Source organism: Bacillus sp. SG20033 (genome assembly GCF_044570195.1).
GTDB classification, from domain to species: Bacteria; Bacillota; Bacilli; order Bacillales; family Bacillaceae; genus Bacillus; species Bacillus subtilis.
Window position 1 is genome coordinate 3,156,703 of the sequence record NZ_CP172606.1, and the last position, 21,839, is coordinate 3,178,541.

The 21,839-nt window shown below is 43.2% G+C and carries 22 protein-coding genes and 1 other annotated feature; of the genes, 5 read left to right on the top strand and 17 right to left on the bottom strand.

Annotated features, from left to right (window positions below; all coding sequences use genetic code 11):
• Positions 1-8 precede the first annotated feature (8 nt).
• On the top strand, positions 9-1,307 hold the full coding sequence (gene melA / locus ACFVP7_RS16665; RefSeq protein WP_339232285.1) for an alpha-galactosidase MelA: 1,299 nt from the start codon (positions 9-11) through the stop codon (positions 1,305-1,307).
• A gap of 21 nt (positions 1,308-1,328) precedes the next feature.
• On the opposite strand, the gene ACFVP7_RS16670 is transcribed toward melA, so the two are convergent.
• The 3 genes from ACFVP7_RS16670 to ACFVP7_RS16680 form a co-directional block, all read right to left on the bottom strand.
• On the bottom strand, positions 1,329-1,640 hold the full coding sequence (locus ACFVP7_RS16670; RefSeq protein ID WP_004398993.1) for a rhodanese-like domain-containing protein: 312 nt from the start codon (positions 1,638-1,640) through the stop codon (positions 1,329-1,331).
• 115 nt (positions 1,641-1,755) lie between these two features.
• On the bottom strand, positions 1,756-4,170 hold the full coding sequence (gene leuS, locus ACFVP7_RS16675) for a leucine--tRNA ligase (protein WP_017695459.1): 2,415 nt from the start codon (positions 4,168-4,170) through the stop codon (positions 1,756-1,758).
• Positions 4,171-4,279: 109 nt separating this feature from the next.
• Positions 4,280-4,494, bottom strand: a binding site (T-box leader).
• 102 nt (positions 4,495-4,596) lie between these two features.
• Complete coding sequence (locus tag ACFVP7_RS16680) at positions 4,597-4,932, bottom strand: DUF4257 domain-containing protein (protein ID WP_003246114.1); 336 nt, start codon at positions 4,930-4,932, stop codon at positions 4,597-4,599.
• Positions 4,933-5,336: 404 nt separating this feature from the next.
• On the opposite strand from ACFVP7_RS16680, the gene ACFVP7_RS16685 reads away from it, so the two are divergent.
• Positions 5,337-6,122, top strand: a complete 786-nt coding sequence (locus ACFVP7_RS16685) for a blue-light photoreceptor (protein ID WP_338730711.1) — start codon at positions 5,337-5,339, stop codon at positions 6,120-6,122.
• A gap of 292 nt (positions 6,123-6,414) precedes the next feature.
• On the opposite strand, the gene ACFVP7_RS16690 is transcribed toward ACFVP7_RS16685, so the two are convergent.
• Complete coding sequence (locus ACFVP7_RS16690) at positions 6,415-7,608, bottom strand: MFS transporter (RefSeq protein ID WP_338730712.1); 1,194 nt, start codon at positions 7,606-7,608, stop codon at positions 6,415-6,417.
• A gap of 188 nt (positions 7,609-7,796) precedes the next feature.
• Between ACFVP7_RS16690 and ACFVP7_RS16695 the strand changes: the two genes are divergently transcribed.
• Positions 7,797-8,543: an LMBR1 domain-containing protein gene (locus ACFVP7_RS16695; protein ID WP_326132425.1), complete on the top strand. Its 747-nt coding sequence runs from the start codon at positions 7,797-7,799 to the stop codon at positions 8,541-8,543.
• 36 nt (positions 8,544-8,579) lie between these two features.
• On the opposite strand, the gene bceB is transcribed toward ACFVP7_RS16695, so the two are convergent.
• The 12 genes from bceB to ACFVP7_RS16755 form a co-directional block, all read right to left on the bottom strand.
• Entirely contained in the window at positions 8,580-10,520 is a 1,941-nt protein-coding gene (bceB, locus tag ACFVP7_RS16700; protein WP_338730713.1) for a bacitracin ABC transporter permease BceB, read from the bottom strand.
• On the bottom strand, positions 10,510-11,271 hold the full coding sequence (gene bceA / locus ACFVP7_RS16705; RefSeq protein WP_003229137.1) for a bacitracin ABC transporter ATP-binding protein BceA: 762 nt from the start codon (positions 11,269-11,271) through the stop codon (positions 10,510-10,512). Before bceA ends, bceB begins: the two co-directional genes overlap by 11 nt.
• A gap of 101 nt (positions 11,272-11,372) precedes the next feature.
• A complete protein-coding gene (bceS, locus tag ACFVP7_RS16710) occupies positions 11,373-12,377 on the bottom strand; it encodes a two-component sensor histidine kinase BceS (RefSeq protein ID WP_123372868.1) in 1,005 nt (334 codons plus the stop codon).
• Positions 12,370-13,065: a two-component response regulator BceR gene (bceR, locus tag ACFVP7_RS16715; protein ID WP_015483587.1), complete on the bottom strand. Its 696-nt coding sequence runs from the start codon at positions 13,063-13,065 to the stop codon at positions 12,370-12,372. The genes bceS and bceR overlap by 8 nt, the downstream gene beginning before the upstream one ends.
• 96 nt (positions 13,066-13,161) lie before the next feature.
• Complete coding sequence (gene ytrF, locus ACFVP7_RS16720; protein WP_338730714.1) at positions 13,162-14,472, bottom strand: ABC transporter permease YtrF; 1,311 nt, start codon at positions 14,470-14,472, stop codon at positions 13,162-13,164.
• On the bottom strand, positions 14,462-15,157 hold the full coding sequence (gene ytrE, locus ACFVP7_RS16725) for an ABC transporter ATP-binding protein YtrE (protein ID WP_014477726.1): 696 nt from the start codon (positions 15,155-15,157) through the stop codon (positions 14,462-14,464). Before ytrE ends, ytrF begins: the two co-directional genes overlap by 11 nt.
• Before the next feature lie 14 nt (positions 15,158-15,171).
• Complete coding sequence (ytrD, locus tag ACFVP7_RS16730) at positions 15,172-16,149, bottom strand: ABC transporter permease YtrD (RefSeq protein ID WP_338730715.1); 978 nt, start codon at positions 16,147-16,149, stop codon at positions 15,172-15,174.
• A gap of 31 nt (positions 16,150-16,180) precedes the next feature.
• Positions 16,181-17,167, bottom strand: a complete 987-nt coding sequence (locus ACFVP7_RS16735; protein ID WP_338730716.1) for an ABC transporter permease subunit — start codon at positions 17,165-17,167, stop codon at positions 16,181-16,183.
• Complete coding sequence (gene ytrB, locus ACFVP7_RS16740; RefSeq protein ID WP_003229123.1) at positions 17,161-18,039, bottom strand: ABC transporter ATP-binding protein YtrB; 879 nt, start codon at positions 18,037-18,039, stop codon at positions 17,161-17,163. Before ytrB ends, ACFVP7_RS16735 begins: the two co-directional genes overlap by 7 nt.
• Positions 18,036-18,425, bottom strand: coding sequence for a GntR family transcriptional regulator YtrA (gene ytrA / locus ACFVP7_RS16745; protein ID WP_100506420.1), 390 nt, complete (start codon positions 18,423-18,425; stop codon positions 18,036-18,038). The genes ytrB and ytrA overlap by 4 nt, the downstream gene beginning before the upstream one ends.
• Before the next feature lie 33 nt (positions 18,426-18,458).
• A complete protein-coding gene (locus ACFVP7_RS16750) occupies positions 18,459-18,596 on the bottom strand; it encodes a hypothetical protein (RefSeq protein ID WP_338730717.1) in 138 nt (45 codons plus the stop codon).
• 155 nt (positions 18,597-18,751) lie between these two features.
• Positions 18,752-19,024, bottom strand: a complete 273-nt coding sequence (locus tag ACFVP7_RS16755) for a YtzC family protein (RefSeq protein ID WP_003229117.1) — start codon at positions 19,022-19,024, stop codon at positions 18,752-18,754.
• 161 nt (positions 19,025-19,185) lie between these two features.
• Here ACFVP7_RS16755 and ACFVP7_RS16760 point away from each other — a divergent pair, with 161 nt between their 5' ends.
• A complete protein-coding gene (locus tag ACFVP7_RS16760) occupies positions 19,186-20,154 on the top strand; it encodes a TIGR01212 family radical SAM protein (RefSeq protein ID WP_024572829.1) in 969 nt (322 codons plus the stop codon).
• Positions 20,151-20,735, top strand: a complete 585-nt coding sequence (locus ACFVP7_RS16765; RefSeq protein ID WP_014480625.1) for a class I SAM-dependent methyltransferase — start codon at positions 20,151-20,153, stop codon at positions 20,733-20,735. The genes ACFVP7_RS16760 and ACFVP7_RS16765 overlap by 4 nt, the downstream gene beginning before the upstream one ends.
• Here the strand turns inward: ACFVP7_RS16765 and tbcS are convergent.
• On the bottom strand, positions 20,725-21,828 hold the full coding sequence (gene tbcS / locus ACFVP7_RS16770) for a tetraprenyl-beta-curcumene synthase (protein WP_338730718.1): 1,104 nt from the start codon (positions 21,826-21,828) through the stop codon (positions 20,725-20,727). The two genes, ACFVP7_RS16765 and tbcS, sit on opposite strands and share 11 nt — an antisense overlap.
• Positions 21,829-21,839: the final 11 nt, after the last annotated feature.

Sequence of the window (21,839 nt, forward strand, 5' to 3'; positions counted from 1 at the left end):
GAAGCAATATGAAAAAGATTACATTTATCGGTGCAGGGAGCACGATTTTCGCCAAAAATGTTTTGGGAGACTGCCTGTTAACAGAGGCACTGAATGGATTTGAGTTCGCGCTTTATGACATTGATCCCAAACGCCTGCAGGAATCCCAGCTCATGCTCGAAAATCTAAGAGACCGTTATAACCCAAGTGTGGCCATCAACAGCTATGATGACAGAAAACTCGCCTTGCAAAACGCAGGCTATGTCATCAATGCGATTCAGGTTGGAGGATACAAACCGAGCACAGTCATCGATTTCGAGATTCCTAAACGGTATGGGCTGCGCCAGACGATCGCCGATACAGTCGGCATCGGCGGGATATTCAGATCTCTCAGAACAATCCCGGTCTTATTTGATATCGCAAAAGATATGGAGGAAATGTGCCCTGACGCATGGTTCTTAAACTATACAAATCCAATGGCCACTCTTACAGGCGCCATGCTCCGCTATACCAATATCAAAACAATCGGGCTCTGCCACAGTGTTCAAGTGTGCACGAAGGATTTATTTAAAGCTCTCGGAATGGAGCATGACGGAATTGAGGAACGCATTGCGGGCATTAATCATATGGCTTGGCTTTTGGAAGTCAAAAAAGACGGCACAGATTTATATCCAGAAATCAAAAGGAGAGCGAAAGAAAAACAAAAAACAAAGCATCATGATATGGTGCGGTTTGAATTAATGGATAAGTTCGGCTATTATGTCACGGAATCGTCCGAACATAACGCAGAGTATCACCCATACTTTATTAAACGGAATTACCCTGAACTGATCAGCGAGCTGCAAATCCCGCTCGACGAATATCCGAGAAGGTGCGTCAAGCAAATTGAAAATTGGGAGAAAATGCGGGATGATATCGTCAATAATAAAAACCTTACGCACGAACGCTCAAAGGAATATGGTTCAAGAATTATAGAAGCAATGGAAACAAACGAACCATTCACCTTCGGAGGAAACGTCTTGAATACAGGGCTGATTCCCAACCTTCCTCCAAAAGCGGTTGTGGAAGTGACATGCGTCGCCGACAGAAAAAAAATTACACCGTGCTTCGCCGGAGAACTGCCTGAGCAGCTTGCAGCCTTAAACCGGACGAATATTAATACACAGCTGATGACAATCGAAGCGGCTGTCACACGAAAAAAAGAAGCGGTTTACCAAGCTGCAATGCTTGATCCGCATACAAGCGCGGAGCTTTCCTTGAAGGACATCATCTCCATGTGTGACGATTTATTTGCAGCACACGGCGATTGGCTTCCGGAATACAAATAAAAACTAGGGGACCGCTCTCCCCTAGTTTTTTGGTTTTGTTTCGCCTTCCCAGGCCATCATGCCGCCTTCAACATTGACTGTTTTAAAGCCTTGCTCATCCAGGTACTTGCAGACGTTCATGCTGCGCATTCCTGAGCGGCAGATAAATACGTACTCTTTGTCTTTATCAAGGGTTTCCATTTTTTCAGGAATATCCCCCATGCGAATATGAACGGCTTGCGGGATCATGCCTTCCGCTACCTCTTCATCTTCTCTGACATCAATTAAATATAATTCTTCGTCCGCCTCAATTTTTTCTTTCAAAGCGGCTGTGCTGATTTCTTTTATTTCCAAAGAAAACACTCCTATTCACAGTGATCATGTTCAGTATATCAAAGTCAGCTGAACGATTGCTATTCTGAGACTGATGAAAAAAATCCCCTTTTGGCAAAGGGGATTTTTTCTAGGCTTAGTTTGCCACAATATTGACAAGCTTGCCAGGCACCGCGATGATTTTCCGAATCGTTTTGCCTTCAAGCTGCTCTTTTACCTTTTCATCTGCTTGAGCAAGCTGTTCCAGCTGTTCTTTCGTTGCATCGGCAGGAACCTGTAATTTCGCTTTTACTTTTCCGTTCAGCTGAACAACGATTTCAACTTCATCATCCACAAGTTTTGTTTCATCATATACAGGCCAAGCTTCGTAGGCAATTGTGCCGGAATGGCCAAGCTTCTCCCATAGCTCTTCCGCTAAGTGTGGCGCGACAGGAGAAAGAAGCTTCACGAAGCCTTCCATATATTCTTTCGGCAGTTCTGTTGCTTTATACGCTTCATTAATAAAGACCATCAGCTGGGAAATACCCGTGTTGAAACGAAGGCCTTCATAATGGTCTGTGACTTTCATGACCGTTTCATGATAGACGCGCTCCAATGTTTCACCCGCGCCTTCAACGATTTTGCCATTAAGCTCACCGCTGTCTTCAATAAACAGGCGCCATACACGGTCAAGGAAACGGCGCGCACCGTCTAATCCTGATTCAGACCAGGCGATTGAAGCATCAAGAGGTCCCATGAACATTTCGTACAATCTCAGCGTATCAGCACCGTGAGAGGACACGATTTCGTCAGGGTTGACAACGTTTCCTTTAGATTTACTCATTTTTTCGTTATTTTCACCGAGAATCATTCCTTGGTTGTACAGCTTTTGGAACGGTTCTTTCGTCGGCACTACGCCGATATCATAAAGGAACTTATGCCAGAAGCGGGCATACAGAAGGTGAAGCACGGCATGCTCTGCACCGCCGATATACATATCGACCGGAAGCCATTTTTCCAATTTTTCTGGTGATGCCAGCTGATCCGGATTGTGCGGATCAATATAGCGCAAGAAATACCAGCAGCTTCCCGCCCATTGCGGCATTGTATTCGTTTCTCTTCTTCCTTTTTTCCCTGTCTCAGGGTCTGTGACTTCCACCCACTCTTTAATGTTCGCAAGCGGTGATTCGCCCGTTCCGCTCGGTTTGATTTCATCCGTTTTCGGCAAAATCAGCGGCAGCTCCTCTTCTGGGACAGCTGTTGACGTTCCGTCTTCCCAATGAATGACCGGAATCGGCTCGCCCCAATAACGCTGGCGGCTGAAGAGCCAGTCACGAAGACGGTACGTCACTTTCTTCTCACCGTTTTTCGTTTCTTCCAGCCAAGCGATCACTTTCTCAATCGCTTCCTGTTTGTGAAGGCCGTTCAGGAAATCAGAGTTCACGTGCTCGCCGTCGCCAGTATAAGCTGCTTCCTCAACGTTCCCGCCTTTTACGACTTCCTTCACCGGAAGGCCAAATGTTTTGGCGAATTCAAAATCACGCTCGTCGTGGCCAGGAACTGCCATGACAGCACCTGTTCCGTATGATGCAAGAACATAATCCGCAATCCAAATCGGCAGTTTTTCTCCGTTTACAGGATTGATCGCATACGCTCCTGTGAATACGCCTGTCTTTGTTTTCGCAAGATCTGTGCGTTCAAGGTCACTCTTTGATTGAATTTCTTTGATATAAGCTTCAACAGCTTCTTTTTGCTCAGCCGTTGTGATGTTTTCCACCAATGCGTGTTCCGGGGCAAGGACAGTGTATGTAGCGCCAAACAGCGTATCTGGTCTTGTTGTAAACACCGTAAAGGAATCATCATGTCCATCTATTGCAAAATGAACGTGAGCGCCTTCCGAACGGCCGATCCAGTTGCGCTGCATATCTTTAATGCTTTCCGGCCAATCAAGCTCTTCCAAATCCTCAAGGAGCCTGTCCGCATAAGCGGTGATTTTCAGCATCCACTGCTTCATTGGGCGTCTCTCTACCGGATGGCCGCCGCGTTCGCTCTTGCCGTCAATGACTTCTTCGTTGGCAAGAACAGTACCGAGCGCGGGGCACCAGTTTACAGGCACTTCGTCAACGTAAGCAAGGCCTTTTTCGTATAGCTTTAAGAAAATCCATTGCGTCCATTTATAGTATTCAGGGTCAGTCGTATTGATTTCGCGATCCCAGTCATATGAGAAGCCAAGCGCTTGAATTTGGCGGCGGAAGTTATCAATATTCTGCTTCGTAAACACAGCAGGGTCGTTCCCTGTGTCAAGGGCGTATTGTTCAGCTGGCAGGCCGAATGCGTCCCAGCCCATTGGATGAAGGACATCATAGCCCTGCATGCGCTTCATGCGGGACAGAATATCCGTAGCTGTGTATCCTTCAGGATGGCCGACGTGCAACCCAGCTCCAGACGGATAAGGAAACATGTCCAGAGCGTAAAATTTTTGTTTTTCATTATTATCAAGAGTGGCAAATGTTTTGTTTTCAAGCCAATATGTTTGCCATTTCTTTTCTATCTCTTTGTGCTGAAAACTCAAAGTAAAAACCTCCTTCTGATTGAATACGGCGTGTATGGTTCAAGTATTGACGGGAAGGAGAGGATTATATTCAGAATATTCCCAAACTAAAAAAAACTCCCTCATCCCAAAAAGGGACGAGAGACTTTCGTTTTCCCGCGGTACCACCCTCGTTAGCGCGGCATACGCCGCACTCACTTGATACTTTTAACGCAGTTATGCGTCAGCGGCTTTTCACCGCTGCAACTCTGAGGTGAGTTCGGAAACAAACTTGATTGACTTTCACCAGCCGTCAACTCTCTGCAACAATATCTGTTTCTTACTGCTCCTCTTCATTGTTCTTATCGCAACCGTAATCTAACTGTATTTTATAGAATTCTGTTCATAAGTGCAAGCAGGTTTGTATACAATGGGAATGTACCCTGAACGGGCGAAGATTGAGGACAATTATTCGGGTGGAGTTTTGGTTTGACGTTTGGACTCGGCCGGTTCGCCGCCGCTGTTCAGTTCTCTCACAAAGTCAAAACTTCTGAGAACAGCTTCACCGCCGTAGCCTGAGATAATGGATAAGATGACAAGTTGAATTCCTGAATCGGGGTCAGCGGATAAAACAAGTAAAATGGAAGCTGTCATTCCGATAAACCAATCTTCCAAAAATCCAAGGTAGATAAACCGCTTCGTCATTCTGGGCTTCTCCAGCCTGCCTCTCTTTTTCACATGACCGAGAATCCCCATGATTCCTCCAATTACACAAGCAATGAGTACCTGATGCAGCATCTTCATCATCACCTTCCTAAAGCCCTTATTTCGTAAAGCGACTTCAGGCCATCCAGCCCCCTTAAACGATTCCGATGATTTTCGATATCTACATACCGGCAAATCTGTAAAAAGCTTGTTTCTTCCATTATATGTGAACACATGATCGGTAAGCTTGATGCATTGGATTCATTTTTCACCCAGTGACATTGACCTAGTCACCTATTTAGCATGTAGAAAACCTTTCCGTTCATATGTTCATATTCTGTTCTTATTTTTAGTGTATACGAGGACAAGCCCTAATGACAAACAACAAACTGCACTTGCTTGAATCAGAACATGTGTTGTGCTACGGTTACTGTAGAATTCATTTTTAAAAAGGGGAATATCAGGCTTTCGCATAGCAAGCTGACGGCCTAAGGGGGATTTATATGGCTAGTTTTCAATCATTTGGGATACCAGGACAGCTGGAAGTCATCAAAAAAGCGCTTGATCACGCGCGAGTCGGTGTGGTAATTACAGATCCTGCACTTGAAGATAATCCTATTGTCTACGTAAACCAAGGTTTTGTTCAAATGACCGGCTACGAGGCCGAGGAAATTTTAGGAAAGAATTGCCGCTTCTTACAGGGGAGACACACAGACTCCGCTGAAGTGGACAACATCAGAACCGCTTTACAAAATAAAGAACCGGTCACCGTTCAGATCCAAAACTACAAAAAAGACGGAACGATGTTCTGGAATGAATTAAATATTGATCCAATGGAAATAGAGGATAAAACGTATTTTGTCGGAATTCAGAATGATATCACCAAGCAAAAAGAATATGAAAAGCTTCTCGAGGATTCCCTCACGGAAATTACTGCACTTTCAACTCCTATTGTCCCGATTCGCAATGGCATTTCGGCTCTTCCGCTAGTCGGAAACCTGACAGAGGAGCGATTTAATTCCATCGTTTGCACATTGACGAATATCTTATCAACATCCAAAGATGATTATTTGATCATTGATTTATCCGGATTGGCCCAAGTGAACGAACAAACGGCCGACCAAATTTTCAAGCTGAGCCATTTGCTGAAATTGACCGGAACTGAGTTAATCATTACCGGCATTAAACCTGAATTGGCTATGAAAATGAATAAATTGGATGCCAATTTTTCATCGCTGAAAACATATTCAAATGTAAAGGATGCCGTTAAAGTGCTTCCGATTATGTAAAAAGATCCCGCTCATCCGGCGGGATCTTTCAGATTGTTGACAAAATCCTAAAATGGTTTTCATTTTAGGATTTTGTCATCTTTTCAGCGTGATTGAAAACCCTTGAAGTCTAGGAAGGACGAGCATAGGAGCGGACATTCACAGGATGTGATGACGACGGCGTTTAGGCAGGACGCCTGAGAATTTAGCCGTTGATCCACTTCGCATTGAGCACCGAAGCGCAGGCCTGACAACGAATGCGAGGGTTTGTCGACACGCTGAAAGATCCCGCTCACCCAGCGGGATCTTTTATTTATGAAGAGATTGATGCCTGCTTATTTGTTTCTTTAGCTGATTTTAGCCGTTTGTCATATAGAAGCGTTGTGGCAATACTGATCAGCAGCAATACCAACAGAGATAAAACAAGGGCCTTAATGCCGTAATGATCGACAAGCACTCCTCCGAACAGGGGACCAATCATTCTGCCGCCTGTCGCCGCACTGTTGACAAAGCCTTGATAAAAGCCTTCTTTCCCTTTAGGGGCAAGCTGATTGGCAATTGTCGGCACAGCAGGCCAAACAAGCATTTCTCCGATCGTCAGGATCACCATCGCAGCGAGAAACAACGGAAATTGCTTTGCAGTCAGCAGCATGCTGAAAGACACAATAAAAATGATAAAGCCGATGACCATTTGCGCTTTTAGCGACTCGGCCCATTTTTTCACCACAAAACTGACGAGCGGCTGGCCGAGCACAATGAGAATTCCGTTAACTGTCCAGAGCACGCTGTATAAGGAAAGAGATATTCCAATGCTTTGTGTGTATGAAGCAATTGTGGTGGACCATTGAGAATAAGCCAGCCATCCGAGTACATAGCCTCCGCTTAAAATGATCAGTGCTGCAAATTTTGCTTTGCTGTTCACAGCATCATAATCAAGCACAGACGTTTGGGACGCATCTCCCGTCTGAATATTTCGAAATCCGAAATATACAATAAAGAAAAAGACCAGATACAGCGCGGCATTCGCCAAAAATACATATGAAAACGAGAAAGATGCCACGACACCACCAAGCGCTGAACCGACGGCCACACCCGCGTTTTGCGCGACATATATCGCATTAAATGCCTTCCTTCCCCCTTCAGGCCATACTGATCCCGCCATTGCGTAGCTGGCCGGAAAAACAACACCGGAGCCAAAGCCCACAATCGTCAGCAGCACAATATAGGCCGGCCAATCATGAAAAAAGACAAGGCCCATCAGGCTTGCTAACGTAATGGCTATCCCAAGCATAATCGATTTAAAACCGCCGATTTTATCAAACAAAAAACCTCCGCATAAATTACCAGCCACACTGGCGCCGGAATTCAGCATCAGGACAAGTCCGGCTACTGTTAACGACTTTCCTAAATGATTATGGATATAAATCGTATTCAGCGGCCATAAAAAAGAAGCACCCGTCACATTGATAAACATTCCAATGACTAAAATTTTAAGAGCACGCGGCATACTCATCCCCCTTTCTTACCTAAAAAAGCTCATGAAAAAAACGAAACCTAAAACGGCTCCGTACGAATCCAGTTATCATAGCACATTCATTCTATCTGTCTCTCTCACATTTTTCAACTGATGAGCGTGAAAAAATCTAACAAATATTGTTTGAAAAATGTAAAATAAATAGAAAAAGGGGTCATATTATGGAAATGGCATTAGCATTCTTAGGTTTTCTGGCATGTCTCATTGCACTGGGCTATGGATTATATCACCTTGTCAGATATGTACTGAAAAAGGAAAAACGTTTCTCCAAGAGACTTTTTTGGCCGCTTTTCATTGGAGGCCTTGTACTGCTCTTTACCGGGGCAGCATTGGCAGAACCTGACACTTCCGCAGCAAATGCCGAGAAAAAATATTCAGCGCTAAACGCCGAATATAAAAACCTCACAAAAGAGCACGAAGAACTTGAGAAAGAATATAAATCTGTCAGCTCTGAAGCAAAGAAATTAAAAGACAACAAAGAAGATCAAGACAAGCTTGAAAAGCTTAAAAACGAAAATAGCGATCTAAAAAAGACTCAGAAATCATTAAAAGCTGAGATTAAAGAGCTTCAAGAAAATCAAAAGCAGCTCAAAGAAGATGCAAAAACGGCAAAGGCTGAAAATGAAACACTCCGACAAGATAAAACAAAGCTTGAAAATCAATTAAAAGAGACGGAAAGCCAAACTGCCAGTTCTCATGAAGACACTGGAAGTTCTTCAAACAATACGAGTAAAAGTGATGAAACCAAAACAGCTGACAAAGCAGAAGGCTGTAATATCAAAGGAAGCAAAAACGGCATCTACCACACGCCAGGCAGTACATACTACGACCGGACAACCGATCCGGCTGAAATGTTTTGCTCAGTTGAAGAAGCTGAAGCCGCCGGTTATCGGGCGCCAAAACGATAAACAAAAAGCTCCAGAATGTCTGGAGCTTTTTCTGTTTCACAACGACGATTTAATGACCTTCTTATAATAAAGAACTGACAGAAAACCAAAAATGGAGTAGAGCGCAGTATATAACACCATCACCATAATCATAGGCGCCCATACCTCTGATCCGAATAAGAACCAGCCGGATTGGACGGCAAAGTAACTGTGGAAGAGGCCGACAACGAGCGGAATGCCGAAGTTGTACATTTGTTTGATGCGTATCCCCTTTATCAGGTCGCCCTGCGTAAAACCGAGTTTTCTTAAAATCGTATAGCTCGGTTTTTCATCTTCACTTTCACCCATTTGTTTAAAATAAAGGATACAACCTGATGTAATCAGGAACGTTAACCCTAAGAAGCCGACGATGAACATCACCATACCAAACAGTGATTTTTGCGCAGCGCTTGTATCTAGTCTTGATAAATGCTCGTTTTTCTTGTTCACCTGTTGAAAAAGCTCATTTGCTTTTTCCATTTGATCGTCATGTTTCACATTGACGCCGATAAATGTAGATTGCGCCAGCTGAATGCGGGGGTCTTTATCCTTGTCCAGCTGTTTAAACAGGCTGTCATCCACAATGACAGCGGGCATGCCCCCGCTTGTAAACGTGTAGGATACAAGAAACTCTTCTCTTAATCCTTTATATTTTAATGGCTGCGCCTCATGCTTACTTTTTACTTTAATAACACCAGAGTCCTTGAAAACCATTATTTTTTGCAGCAAGTCGGTGTATCCTGAGAAAACGGCTTCTCCAGCCGCCACATCGACTCCTTTTACATCTTTGTCGCTAACAACAGCAAGCTGCATATTGCTAGGATCGCCCTGCATCTCTTTCGGAGTTCCATCCATAATATTTGCAATGTCAACATTTGCTTGCAGGACAGGTGTTGCCTTTTTTACAAACGAGATGTTGCTTTCCCTCAAACTGTTTTCAAATAACGTGGCATCTTTCTCATTCATGAATGAAAAATCAGCCGCCACATTTTGTTCAGCGGTCTTTTCCGATGAGTAATACGAGATGTAAGCAAGAGATAACAGCCCGATGGCGAGCGCTGAAACGGTTGTAATAATCGTCAGCAGCAGCGCATTCGATTTCATTCTGAACATGATCGATGACAGTGACAGGACCTCGGAAATATTTAAGTAGCCGCCCTTGCTTTTTCGAATGATATTCGAGATAAACGTAACTGATCCTTTATAAAACAAAAACGTCCCGATAATGACGCTCCCCAGAATGAAGCTCATCGCACCAAACAGTTCATTAATGGTCTTAAATTTTCCGCCAAACAGCTCAGAGGACACATAGTATCCTGTCAAAATCAACACGATCCCTAAAGCGCCGATCAGCATTTGGAAAAATGATATTTTCTTCACTTTGTCTTCAGTGGAGGACGTTACTTTAAACAAAGATAAAATACTCTGTTTTTTGATAAACGTATAATTCATGATCATGATCAAAAGGTAAATGCCGCAGAACACAATGACCGTTTGGACCAAGGCCTGCTCTGAAAAATGCAGTTTCGCATCCGCTTTGACATCGACAATTTTGAACAGAATCATCAAGACAAGCTTCGATATCGAAAACCCGGCCGCTACCCCGATCGCTAATGAACCGAAATACAGCATGACATTTTCTGCACTTAAGATGCGAAAAATTTTATGCTTCGTCATTCCAATTAATTGAAACAGCCCGATTTCTTTGCTCCGTCTCTTAATAAAAATCGTATTGGCATATAAAATGAAGATCGCCACCACGGCCACAAGCAAAATCGAAGCGGTTTTAATAGCCGCAGCTCCCTTGATTGAAGCCTTCACTTCGTTAATTGCTGGATCATACTGCAGCGTGACAAAGGCGAAATAAAGCGCCACGCTAAAGATGAGCGCAAACACATACAGATAGTAATTACGAAGATTCTTTTTCAAATTTCGCAGGATGAGCTGATTAATGTTCATGCTGCACCCCGCCTAACACGCCTTGCGTTTTCATAATATCCTGGAAAAACGTCTGCCTGTCCTGGCCCCCTTTATTCAGCTGTGTATACATTTGCCCGTCCTTAATAAAAATGACTCTGCCGCAGTAGCTGGCAGCGACGGGATCATGGGTAACCATAATAATTGTGGCGTTGCGTTTTTGATTGAGCTGGCTCAGCTTATTTAATAGATCGGAGGCCGATTTCGAATCAAGCGCGCCGGTCGGTTCATCAGCGAAAATAATGCTCGGGTCATGAATAAACGCTCTTCCAGCGGATGTTCTCTGCTTCTGGCCGCCGGAAATTTCATTCGGGTATTTATCCCGTAATTCATATATTCCCAGTTCCTTTGCAACTTCCTCAAACTTGCGATTGGCTTCCTTTTTTGATAGTTTCGTGATCGATAAAGGAAGAAGGATATTCTCTTTCACTGTCAATGTGTCTAACAAATTGTAATCCTGAAAGATAAAGCCTAAATGCTGTTTTCTAAATTCAGCCAGCTGCTTTTCCTTCATAGCCGTCATGTCATTTCCATTAATATGAATGGTTCCGTGACTGACCTGATCGATTGAGGAAAGAACGTTGAGCAAAGTGGTTTTTCCCGACCCGGAAGCACCCATAATACTGACGAATTCGCCCTTTTCAATGTGAATATCGATGCCCTTCAGCACTTCCTGTTTATTCAGCTTGTTTCCATAACTTTTTCGAATTTTATTCGCTTCTAAAATCACCATTTACGCAGTCTCCTTTATATTGGATAATCTCATTATAAAAAGGAATGCCGGGCTTTTCCTTCGATACGGCGAACAAAAAAGAAAAGCATGTGACATTTTCGTCACACGCTTATGACATGTTCAAATTGATTCCGTATTGGAAAGGTTAATGTAAAAACTGTTCCCGCACCAAACTCCGACTCAACATCAATAAGGATCAATAACGGCGCCGCTGCTTTTTTTGCCAAGTACAGGCCCATGCCAGTTGACGCTTGATCATGGTGATCCGTTGTGGATGTAAACCCTTTATCAAAAATACGCGGTACATCTTTTGGATCAATGCCCCTGCCACAGTCTTTCACTTGGAGCTGCGTCTGTTCCCCTTTTCGAAAGCTTTTGATCTCAATTTCAGAGGCTTCGCTGTATTTCACCGCGTTTGTCAGCAGCTGCCTGATGATAAACGCCAGCCATTTTGCATCGCTCAGCACTTCTTTGGCCTCGAGCTGTATGTCAAAACCGATCCCTTTTTGGATACACCACGATTGTAAATCTTTGATTTCTTTAAAGATTAAAGGCTGAAGCTGAATGAATTCTACTGACAGATCGTTTTCAATAAATGAAATGCGTTTTTGATGAAGCTGCTGATCAAGAAGCAGGTGAATACGCAGCCATTCATATGACAGCTGGGATTTCAGTGCTTTTTCTTCCATTCTATCAATGATTAAATGCATCGCTGTTAATGGGGTTTTGACCTCATGGATCCATGCCATCAGCTCATCTTTTTCATTTTCCAATGCTAAGCGATGCCGTGCTGCGGTCTGCTTCAAGTGTTCTGTTTGCCCGGCAATGCTTCTTTCAACCATTGCTTCAAACGGCGTTTCCGGTTCATTTATGGCTGTCACATCGAGATTGTTCTCCCATGTTTTCAAGCTTTTATAAAACGCTGTTTCTTTCCGATAGCGGAACCAAAGGAATATGATAAAAAACAAGATGCACAAATACACCATATAAAGTACATTCCCGAATGATATGGAAGGATCGACAAAAGCAATGAACAGCATCAAAGCCTGCTGAAACAAAAACGCGGCAATCCAGCTCCGCCTTTCGATAAGGAATGCTTTAATCATAGAACTTGTCCTCTTCCTTCGCGATGTAGCCCTGGCCCACCTTTGTCTCGATATATGCACCAAGCTGCAGGACGTCCAGTTTTTTTCGCAGGCGATTGACATTGACGGTCAGCGTATTATCACTAACAAAACGCTCATCGTTCCACAAGCTTCTGATCAGCTCTTCCCGGCTGACGATCTTGTTTTTTTGCTCTATTAATTGTTTTAGAATGAACATTTCATTTTTGGTCAGTTCAACAGATCCTTTGTCATTGCTGACGAGGTTCTGCTCCGCGTCTACAGCAGCGCCGCACCACGTTTTAATCGTATTCGGCTCCGTATTATAATGGTGCACACGCCGGAACATCGCTTGGATTTTCGCGATCAGCACATCAAAATGAAATGGCTTTTGAATAAAGTCATCTGCCCCGAGCTGCATGGACATCACCATATCAGCAGGATGATCCCGGGAGGATAAAAAGAGAATCGGAACATTTGACCGGGAGCGGATCAGCCGGCACCAATGAAAGCCGTCAAATTTAGGCAGCTGTACATCAATAATGACACAATCAGGATTAACCGCCGCAAATTCCTGCAGCACCTGACTGAAATCCTGAATGCCGTATACATCATAGGACCATCCCGTTAAACGATCCTTGATTTCATGAAACAGCGATTCATCATCTTCAATCAGCAAAAGTTTAAACAATCGACTCACCGCACTTTTTCCTTTTTTATCAAGTGTATAGCAAAACGCCCGCATGCGCTATAGAAAAAGCCGGCTGTCTCAGCCGGCTCGTTCGCATTATAATTCTCTTCTCAACGCTGTCAGCACGTTGGTTTTGGTTGCTTTTCTCGCCGGATTCATTCCGGAAATGACTGCGACCCCTCCGCAAATCACAACGGCAATGATTACAAGACTCGCCGGGATGTAGGAGAATGTATAATTCAAATCGCCCGCATCGCCTCCGCTTGTGGCCGCAAGAATCATCGGAACGGCCAGGTTGACAAGGTAGCTCACGCCGTAAGAAATGATAATCCCAATCACACAGCCTAAAATTCCGATATACGCGCTTTCCATCAAGAACATTCGGCGAATGATTGACGGGCTCGCCCCAATCGCTTTCATAATGCCAATCTCTTGCGTTCTCTCTGTCACCGCCATCGTCATCGTGTTAAAAATGCCGATCGCTGAAATGATAACTGCGATACATCCGACAAAGATCAGTCCGATTTTGAAGACCATGAAGAAGGTATTGGCTCCCTCAAGTTCGGTAGTTACTGATGTGACATAGTACCCGTCATCTGTGAGATCATTTGTCAGCTGTTCCACATTCTCAAACTTATCAGCAAAAACACCAATGCTCGTTTCAACATTTCCGCCTTTGAAATCTAAGAATTCCGAAAAATCTTTTTTGAATTGATCACTGATAAAAATGTTTGAGTCCTCCATCCAGTCTTGAGATGGTTTTTTTGTAATACCGACAATTTTAAAGTCATATGTTTTTGTTTTTGTAACATCCCCTGTTTTAGGATCTGTCTTCGATACACTTAGTTCAATTGTTTTGTTCAGAATATCTTTCGTATAGCCCTTTGGTTCTTTTATATCTTCTGGATTTCCTTTTGCTTCCTCGATTTTTTTGTTATATTCTTCCGATTCTTTTTTCGTTAATAATCTCTTTGCGAAGTCGTATCCTACTACGATTTCATTTTCCGACTTTGCGACTCTTCCCTTTTCCAATTCCATATTGGCCTTTAATTCATCATTCATATTAGTAAAAATGAGATTAGAGCTTTCATTTGTACGATTGCCTAAAGTAGCTTTGTTTGGTTCATACACTTGCGTTCTTTCTACAACTGACCTTACGTGATCATACTTCTCTAAATCAGCTTTTTTAATAGGCTTGTCTCCTTCCTTGCCCATTACACTGACTTTCGTTACAATCTGCTGGCTCATTGTCATATCTGTAATTGTCTTTTGAATCCCAAATCCAACGGACGACAGCACAACCAAAAACGCACACGCCATTGTTGTCGCAAGAATCGTCATAAAGACGCGAAGCCTGTTTTTCTTCATATTTCTTCTGATAAAATGAACCTGATCCTTAAACCTCAACGGTAATTCCTCCTTTTAGCACACCATCATGAAGCTGAAATTTTGAATGTCCGATAGAAGCGACTTCATCATCGTGAGTAATGATCACAAATGTAATGCCACGCTCACGATTCAGCTGCTGGATCAATTCCAGCACTTCATGTTCCGTTTCTGAATCAAGGCTTCCCGTCGGCTCATCCGCTAAGATAATCGAAGGATTTAAAATCAATGCTCGAGCAATACTGACACGCTGCTGCTGGCCGCCTGACAGTTCATTCGGATAATGAGCGGCGTGGTTTTCCAGACCGACGCGTTTCAGCATGTCCTGCACCTTTTGCTTCCGCTCAGATGGCTTGATTCCTTTTAACGCCAGCGGCATTTCAACATTCTCATACGTCGTTAAACCCGGGATGAGCTGAAAGCTTTGGAAAATAAACCCGAAATGGTCAAGCCGAAATTGCGCCCATTCCTTTTCATTAAATCCCGTAACATCAGTGCCATTAATGACAATCCGCCCTTTTGTCGGCGATATGTAGCCGGAAATCAAATTCAAAAGCGTTGATTTCCCTGAGCCGCTTCGTCCGACAATACAGGCGATTTCCCCTTTCGCCACACGTAATGAAACATCCTTCAATACTGGAACTTCATTCTCACGGCCCTTTTTTCCGATCGTGAAAGAATGGTCGATATGCTGAACATCTATCATATGTTCTCTCTCCCTTACAAAAGTTTCATTTTTTTATAAATCGCAAAATAGCTAATTAAGAAACCGATTACCCCACCTGTACCCATGCCAATGAGATAGCCTGCAAAGCTCTCGCTGGCAGAAAATCCAAAATAGCCAAAGCCCATGATTCCTATGATAATGACGATGATCTGCACTGGGCGGTCAAGCGGCTTCCATAAGAAGAAATATCCGTTTCTTTCATTAGACAGTTTGACAAAGCTAATATAGGCGATGACGTAGAAGATGATAGTCATGATGGCCGGAATCACTAAATAATTTGGAGAATCCTCAACCCATTTAGAGTCTATATAAATTATTGGAATGAAATACTGTGCCCATTTGGGTACTGGACCATGGATAAAATCGATTGACACGCCCAAAAGGATCTCGATGTTAATCGCAGGCAGGCTGATGAGTAAAAACGGCGAAATGGCCACGGTAAATGAGACTAAAAGCTGTGCGAAAATATTGCCTGTCAAAGTCCCTCCAGCCATAACCAAAGAATAAGCCAGCATGCTAACAATGATCATTCCCAAGCTGTAGTGGTGAAAATAAACGGCCTGATCAGGCTTCAAAAACAAAATGAGCAAAACAGATAAAACATAACCTATGAGTTGCGGTATCACAATCACCATTCCACCAGTAAAGAACTTCGCATTAAATATCTGCCCTCGTGTATAAGGAAGGCTTAATGTAAAGTCAAAGTAGCCCTTGCTTCGTTCAATCCCAAGCTGGCTGACCGCTAAAACGACTCCCCAAATCCAAAAAAATGAGATAAATGTGCCGTTTAAATAATCAACACTGAATACGCAGGGACCAACCCAATTTTCCTTTCCGGTGACACAGCCTTGATAGGTAAGATACATATTGAAAATCGATAAAGGATTACCTAGTATAAAAACCAAAATGGTGATAACTAAGGCGACTTTATTTTGTTTCCACTCCTTATAAAGCAGACCGGAATCCGGCATTTTACTTCCCTCCGAACTATAAACCGTTATCTTAATGTCTTACTTTTTTAAAGATGGAAAAATAACTGATCAAAAATCCTACAATTCCTCCGATAATCATTCCGATAATGTAACCCGCTATGGATTCACCCGCAGAATGCCCCACTATACCAAAACCCAGGATTCCTAACACGATGACAAGGATTTGGATAGGCCGATCTAATGTTTTCCATAAGAAAAAGTATCCATTACGCTCATTATGATGTTTTATAAAACTGATATATCCAATGAAATAAAAGAGAATACTCATCACTGCAGGGATAAGTAATAAATATTTACTTTCCGCCACCCAACTTGAATCCACATAAGCAATTGGAGAAAAGTCCATCAAATTATTTTCAAAATCGAAGTAATATTCAATGTTAGGGAAGAGTTTCCAAATTTGAACCCCTGAGATAATCTCTATATTAGAAAATGGCAAAACGATAATCAAATACGGCAATACCGAAGTTGCAAAAGCTGTCAACAACTGAGCAAAAGTGTTTCCAGCTAACGACCCAGCGGCCATTACTAATGAGTAAAACATAATGCTAGTGATCATAACACCAATGCTTCCATGTTCAAAAAAGTTTACTTGTTCAGGTTTTAAGAAAAGAATCAGCAGCCATGCCAAAAAAAATCCGACTAATTGCGAAAACACAATAACAACGGCGCCTAACCAAAATTTCGTTTGGAAAATTTGGCTTCTTTTATATGGAAGACCTAACAAAAAGTCCATCGTACCTCTCGAACGTTCAAGCCCGATCAAACATACTGCCAATATAATCCCTATCACCCAATTGATTTGAATCAAGCTGTCTATGTGGTAATCTACAAAAAATGTACAAAATTTCGGATCTGAATGTGCTAGGCATGCCTCGTTTAAAGAATATGAGTGATAAATCGTTAAAGGATTTGCCAACACTAAAAACGCGATACTTAACAAAATCACCACTTGATTCTGTTTCCACTCTCGATAGAGGAGACCTCGGTCTACCATCTCCGCTTCCCTCCAAACTTCGCAATGAACACTTCTTCCAGGTTGACAGGAAGCTCATTCCATACTTTTGGCTTCAGCTCTCTCAAAAAGCTCTTTTTCTCCTCATCGCTTTTCGGAATCAGCACTGTGTAAAACACGCCGGCCTGATCAAGCATCGGAATGTTTTGCTCTCTGATCGCCAGATTGACATCTGTGTCAAACGCCATTTGTATTTTGATGTATTCTTCTTTTAATTCATCAAGATCCATGACGTTGGTCAGCCTGTTATCTTCAAGAAAGCCAATTCGGTTGCACATCCGCTCTATGTCTTCAAGCCGGTGGGACGTAATCAGAATACTCGTATCACGCTCTGCCACTTCATCGACCATCAGCTGCAGCACATCATGCCTTGTCACCGCGTCTATTCCATCCGTCGGCTCATCAAGGAGGATCAGCGCCGGTCTCGCCGCAAACGACAGAACGAGCGACAGCTGTTTTTTCAAGCCTGTCGACAGCTCACGGTATTTTTTCGTTTCTGGAATTTCGTATCTGTTCATTAGTTCATTCGCGTACGTGACATCAAATTTCGGATATATTCTTCTCAGGATATCGACAAGCTGCTTGTATGTATACTTGTCGTAAAAAGGATTTTGAACAGGCATGTAGATGATATTTTGTTTGACCTTCGGGTGCTTTTTGATTTCTACGCCGTCAAATAAAATCGTTCCGCTGTCAGCGAAAATGATTTGCTGGATTAAGCGAAGCATCGTCGTTTTGCCCGATCCATTGCGTCCAAGCAATCCAAAGATTTCTCCTTTTTCGATTGTTAATGAAACATCTTTTAATACTTGATTGCCGTCAATCGCTTTTGACAGCTGCCGTAGTTCAATCATTTTTTTTTGCCTCCCTTCACATCAGCGCTGATTTCCTTTATCCATTCGTGCAGTTTTTCCAGCTCAACCCCTGCATAGTGTGCATCGATGATGAGCTGTTTGAGTTGCTCTTTAATCATCGTCATCTTCCCTTCAACCAGTGTCGTTTTTGCATTCTCCGATATATAGGTCCCTCTGCCCCGCAGCGTCTCAATAATCCCCTCTCGCTCAAGCTCTTTATACGCTTTGCTGACAGTGTTCGGATTCGCAATAATGATCGTTGCCAATTCTCTGACAGAAGGAAGCTTATCACCAGGCTTCATGATCCCTTTCAAACAAAGCTCTTTCATTTGCTGAATAATTTGTTCGTAAATGGGTGTTGAGCTTCTTGGATCGATTTGAATCATTTACTTCCCTACTTTCTATACGATCTGAACCTTTTATAGATAAAAATGATCAATTAGACTTTTTTGCCATTCAAAACCGATCATCACGAGAACAAGAAAAAAAGAACAAGCGATTACAGATGCCGCAATCAGCATTGGCACGTTACGTTTGTTTCGATTTTTACGTTTCATAACTGCCTCCCTTAATGTCAATATATAAATGATTTTATATTAGTGTCTATAGTGTATTACTTCAATTAGTACACTTAATACAATAAATACTTTGACTCACAAAGTCAATCCTTTTTTTACAAAAAAAACGGACCCTTTTAAAAGGGTCCGTTTTCCTACACATCAAGAGGGTGCTGCAGGATCATATTATTTTGCAAAGATTGAAGCTGAAGTCTCATTCTGTACAGCTGTTCTCTCTGCTGATCATTTGACGACAGCCATAGTTTATTCAAGGCATTTACCGCATCTTCTAGCTGCATTTGTGCATCACTATATTCTTGATCGTTATAATGCTCTTGTTTAGAAGCGATTTTCAGCTGTTCTTCAGCATAATCATAGGCCTGCATACATTGCTGGAGATGTTCATCTACTGATTGTCTTGTTGCCACAGTAACCCCTCCTCTTGGTAATGGAAATCATCCATCATTCATATTGTAGCCTCATCTGACTTTATTCAATAAAGTAATTTATGGTCGATATTGATTTGTTCTCTTGTGAAATGCGTGCTACAATTTTAGGATGCAATCGTACGCAAGGAGGCACATGAATTGTGATGCAGAACAATCCTTTTCCTTATTCAAATACGGAAAAACGCTATCATACATTGAATTATCATCTCAGAGAACATTTCGGCCATAAGGTGTTTAAAGTAGCGCTTGACGGCGGTTTTGACTGTCCGAATCGGGACGGCACCGTAGCCCACGGAGGCTGTACGTTTTGCAGCGCAGCAGGCTCCGGCGATTTTGCCGGGAACCGGGCCGATGATTTAATTACGCAATTCCATGACATCAAAAACCGCATGCACGAAAAATGGAAGGACGGCAAGTACATCGCTTATTTTCAGGCTTTCACAAACACTCACGCCCCGGTTGAGGTGCTTCGTGAGAAATTCGAATCCGTCCTCGCTTTAGATGATGTGGTCGGCATTTCGATCGCCACACGCCCGGACTGTCTGCCTGATGATGTCGTTGATTACTTGGCAGAGCTGAATGAACGCACGTATTTGTGGGTGGAGCTTGGGCTTCAAACAGTTCATGAACGGACTGCACTTCTGATCAACCGCGCACATGATTTTAACTGCTATGTGGAAGGCGTCAATAAATTAAGAAAACACGGCATACGTGTCTGCTCGCATATTATCAACGGGCTGCCTTTGGAAGACCGGGACATGATGATGGAAACGGCAAAGGCCGTCGCAGATTTGGATGTCCAGGGCATTAAAATCCATCTGCTTCACCTACTGAAAGGCACGCCGATGGTCAAGCAATATGAAAAGGGAAAGCTGGAATTTCTTTCACAAGATGATTATGTGCAGCTCGTCTGCGATCAGCTTGAGATCATTCCGCCTGAAATGATCGTCCACCGGATTACAGGTGACGGACCGATTGAGTTGATGATCGGGCCAATGTGGAGCGTCAACAAATGGGAAGTGCTTGGCGCCATTAATAAAGAGCTAGAAAATCGAGGCAGCTATCAAGGAAAGTTCTTTCAACGGCTTGAGGAGGAATCAGCGCTATGATTTTGAAGAAAATTCTTCCTTACAGCAAAGAACTGCTGAAAATGGCCGCGGGAGAAGGAGATATTGTCGTAGATGCGACAATGGGCAACGGACATGATACACAGTTTTTAGCGGAGCTTGTTGGTGAAAACGGCCATGTGTACGCATTCGACATCCAAGAATCAGCCGTGGCCAATACAAAGGAACGGCTCGGTGACATGTATCAAGCGCGAACAACGTTATTTCACAAAAGCCATGATAAAATCGCTGAATCCCTCCCGCCTGAAACACATGGCAAAGTGGCGGCCGCGGTATTTAACCTCGGCTATTTGCCGGGCGGGGACAAATCAATTACGACAAACGGCAGTTCTACGATCAAAGCAATTGAACAGCTTCTCAGCATCATGAAAGACGAAGGTCTGATTGTTCTTGTCGTCTATCATGGCCATCCGGAAGGCAAAGCTGAAAAAAACGACGTGCTTGAGTTTTGCCGGGACTTGGACCAGCAATCAGCCCGTGTATTAACATACGGATTTATCAATCAGCAAAATGACCCGCCATTTATTGTCGCCATCGAAAAAAAAGCTCAGATCAGCAAATGATTTGAGCTTTTTTCTTTGAGTTTTTCATCCAGGACATTTTTTGAAATTTCCGGTAGGCTCTGCCGTTGATATAAAAGAAAAGGGAGGTTTTTCCGCTGGCTTTGATCAGCTTCTTTGCGAGCCGGCCCATTTCCTTTTGGCCTGCCACTTTATCATCTGACAAATAAACACCAAGCAAGCCGCGATTGATTAAACGATGGAAGTTTTCATGCGGAATGCCTTGTAAATGCTCGTCGGCTTTATGGATAAAGTGTTCAAGCCGATTCATCATCTCTTCATGAGACTGATAATATGAGCAGAAATTCAAGTCTCCTTCCAGCAAGTCCTCCTCTTGATCAATCAAATAATCAAGAAGAATATGAAGACCCTGTATGTAAGGAAAATAACTGTCGCGAATTTTTTTAGCGGTGCTTTCTGTGAAATCAGGCTGGAACGAATACGCAACCAGACAGAAAATGCCTAACGTTGAGCCTGCACAGGCTGAAAATTCATACCATTCCATCTCAGGCAGCTCTGATTCAAATTGAGTAAACCACTTTTCAAGCCGCGGAACACGCTCATGCTCAATAACGTGCTTATGCACCTGCAAATCGCAATAATAGCCGCACAGTTCAAGCAGATAAGGTTTAATCATGTCATAGTGCTCAATGGAACCAAGGACACGCTGGCACGTTTTGACCAGTTCGTGCAGATATCCGCTGTCATCCTGTTCTTCTCTGAATTGATAATAGTTTTGCAGTTCCGCCCCCACTGTCAGCGCGTCCTGCATTGAGGCATGGAGCATCCGAAAATCCTGCGGGTCCAGCGAGGTGCTGCGGTCACACAGATTGTCCAAATAATCACTAATCGTTTGATACGCGATGATAAACTCGACACATTTCTGCTTTTGGCTGCCTGACAATAAGGCCAGTATGCCGCCGCCTTCACAGTGAAACGTTTTGTCCCGAATACTTGCGGTTGCCTGTGCTTTCAATTCACTGTTATGAATCGATTCTGATTTTTGCTTCCATATGTCCAGCTCTTGATGAACGAGCGGAAAAATATCTCGATATACCTTTGCCATCAATCCAAAAGGATGTTCCGGTACTGTCAACACATGCACCC

Excerpts from the sequence above, each read along its gene's own strand:
- melA (WP_339232285.1), top strand. The coding sequence starts at position 9 with ATGAAAAAGATTACATTTATCGGTGCAGGGAGCACGATTTTCGCCAAA.
- ACFVP7_RS16680 (WP_003246114.1), bottom strand. The coding sequence starts at position 4,932 with ATGAAGATGCTGCATCAGGTACTCATTGCTTGTGTAATTGGAGGAATC.
- ACFVP7_RS16685 (WP_338730711.1), top strand. The coding sequence starts at position 5,337 with ATGGCTAGTTTTCAATCATTTGGGATACCAGGACAGCTGGAAGTCATC.
- ACFVP7_RS16690 (WP_338730712.1), bottom strand. The coding sequence starts at position 7,608 with ATGCCGCGTGCTCTTAAAATTTTAGTCATTGGAATGTTTATCAATGTG.
- ACFVP7_RS16695 (WP_326132425.1), top strand. The coding sequence starts at position 7,797 with ATGGAAATGGCATTAGCATTCTTAGGTTTTCTGGCATGTCTCATTGCA.
- bceB (WP_338730713.1), bottom strand. The coding sequence starts at position 10,520 with ATGAACATTAATCAGCTCATCCTGCGAAATTTGAAAAAGAATCTTCGT.
- bceA (WP_003229137.1), bottom strand. The coding sequence starts at position 11,271 with ATGGTGATTTTAGAAGCGAATAAAATTCGAAAAAGTTATGGAAACAAG.
- bceS (WP_123372868.1), bottom strand. The coding sequence starts at position 12,377 with ATGATTAAAGCATTCCTTATCGAAAGGCGGAGCTGGATTGCCGCGTTT.
- ytrE (WP_014477726.1), bottom strand. The coding sequence starts at position 15,157 with ATGATAGATGTTCAGCATATCGACCATTCTTTCACGATCGGAAAAAAG.
- ytrD (WP_338730715.1), bottom strand. The coding sequence starts at position 16,149 with ATGCCGGATTCCGGTCTGCTTTATAAGGAGTGGAAACAAAATAAAGTC.
- ACFVP7_RS16735 (WP_338730716.1), bottom strand. The coding sequence starts at position 17,167 with ATGGTAGACCGAGGTCTCCTCTATCGAGAGTGGAAACAGAATCAAGTG.
- ytrB (WP_003229123.1), bottom strand. The coding sequence starts at position 18,039 with ATGATTGAACTACGGCAGCTGTCAAAAGCGATTGACGGCAATCAAGTA.
- ytrA (WP_100506420.1), bottom strand. The coding sequence starts at position 18,425 with ATGATTCAAATCGATCCAAGAAGCTCAACACCCATTTACGAACAAATT.
- ACFVP7_RS16750 (WP_338730717.1), bottom strand. The coding sequence starts at position 18,596 with ATGAAACGTAAAAATCGAAACAAACGTAACGTGCCAATGCTGATTGCG.
- ACFVP7_RS16765 (WP_014480625.1), top strand. The coding sequence starts at position 20,151 with ATGATTTTGAAGAAAATTCTTCCTTACAGCAAAGAACTGCTGAAAATG.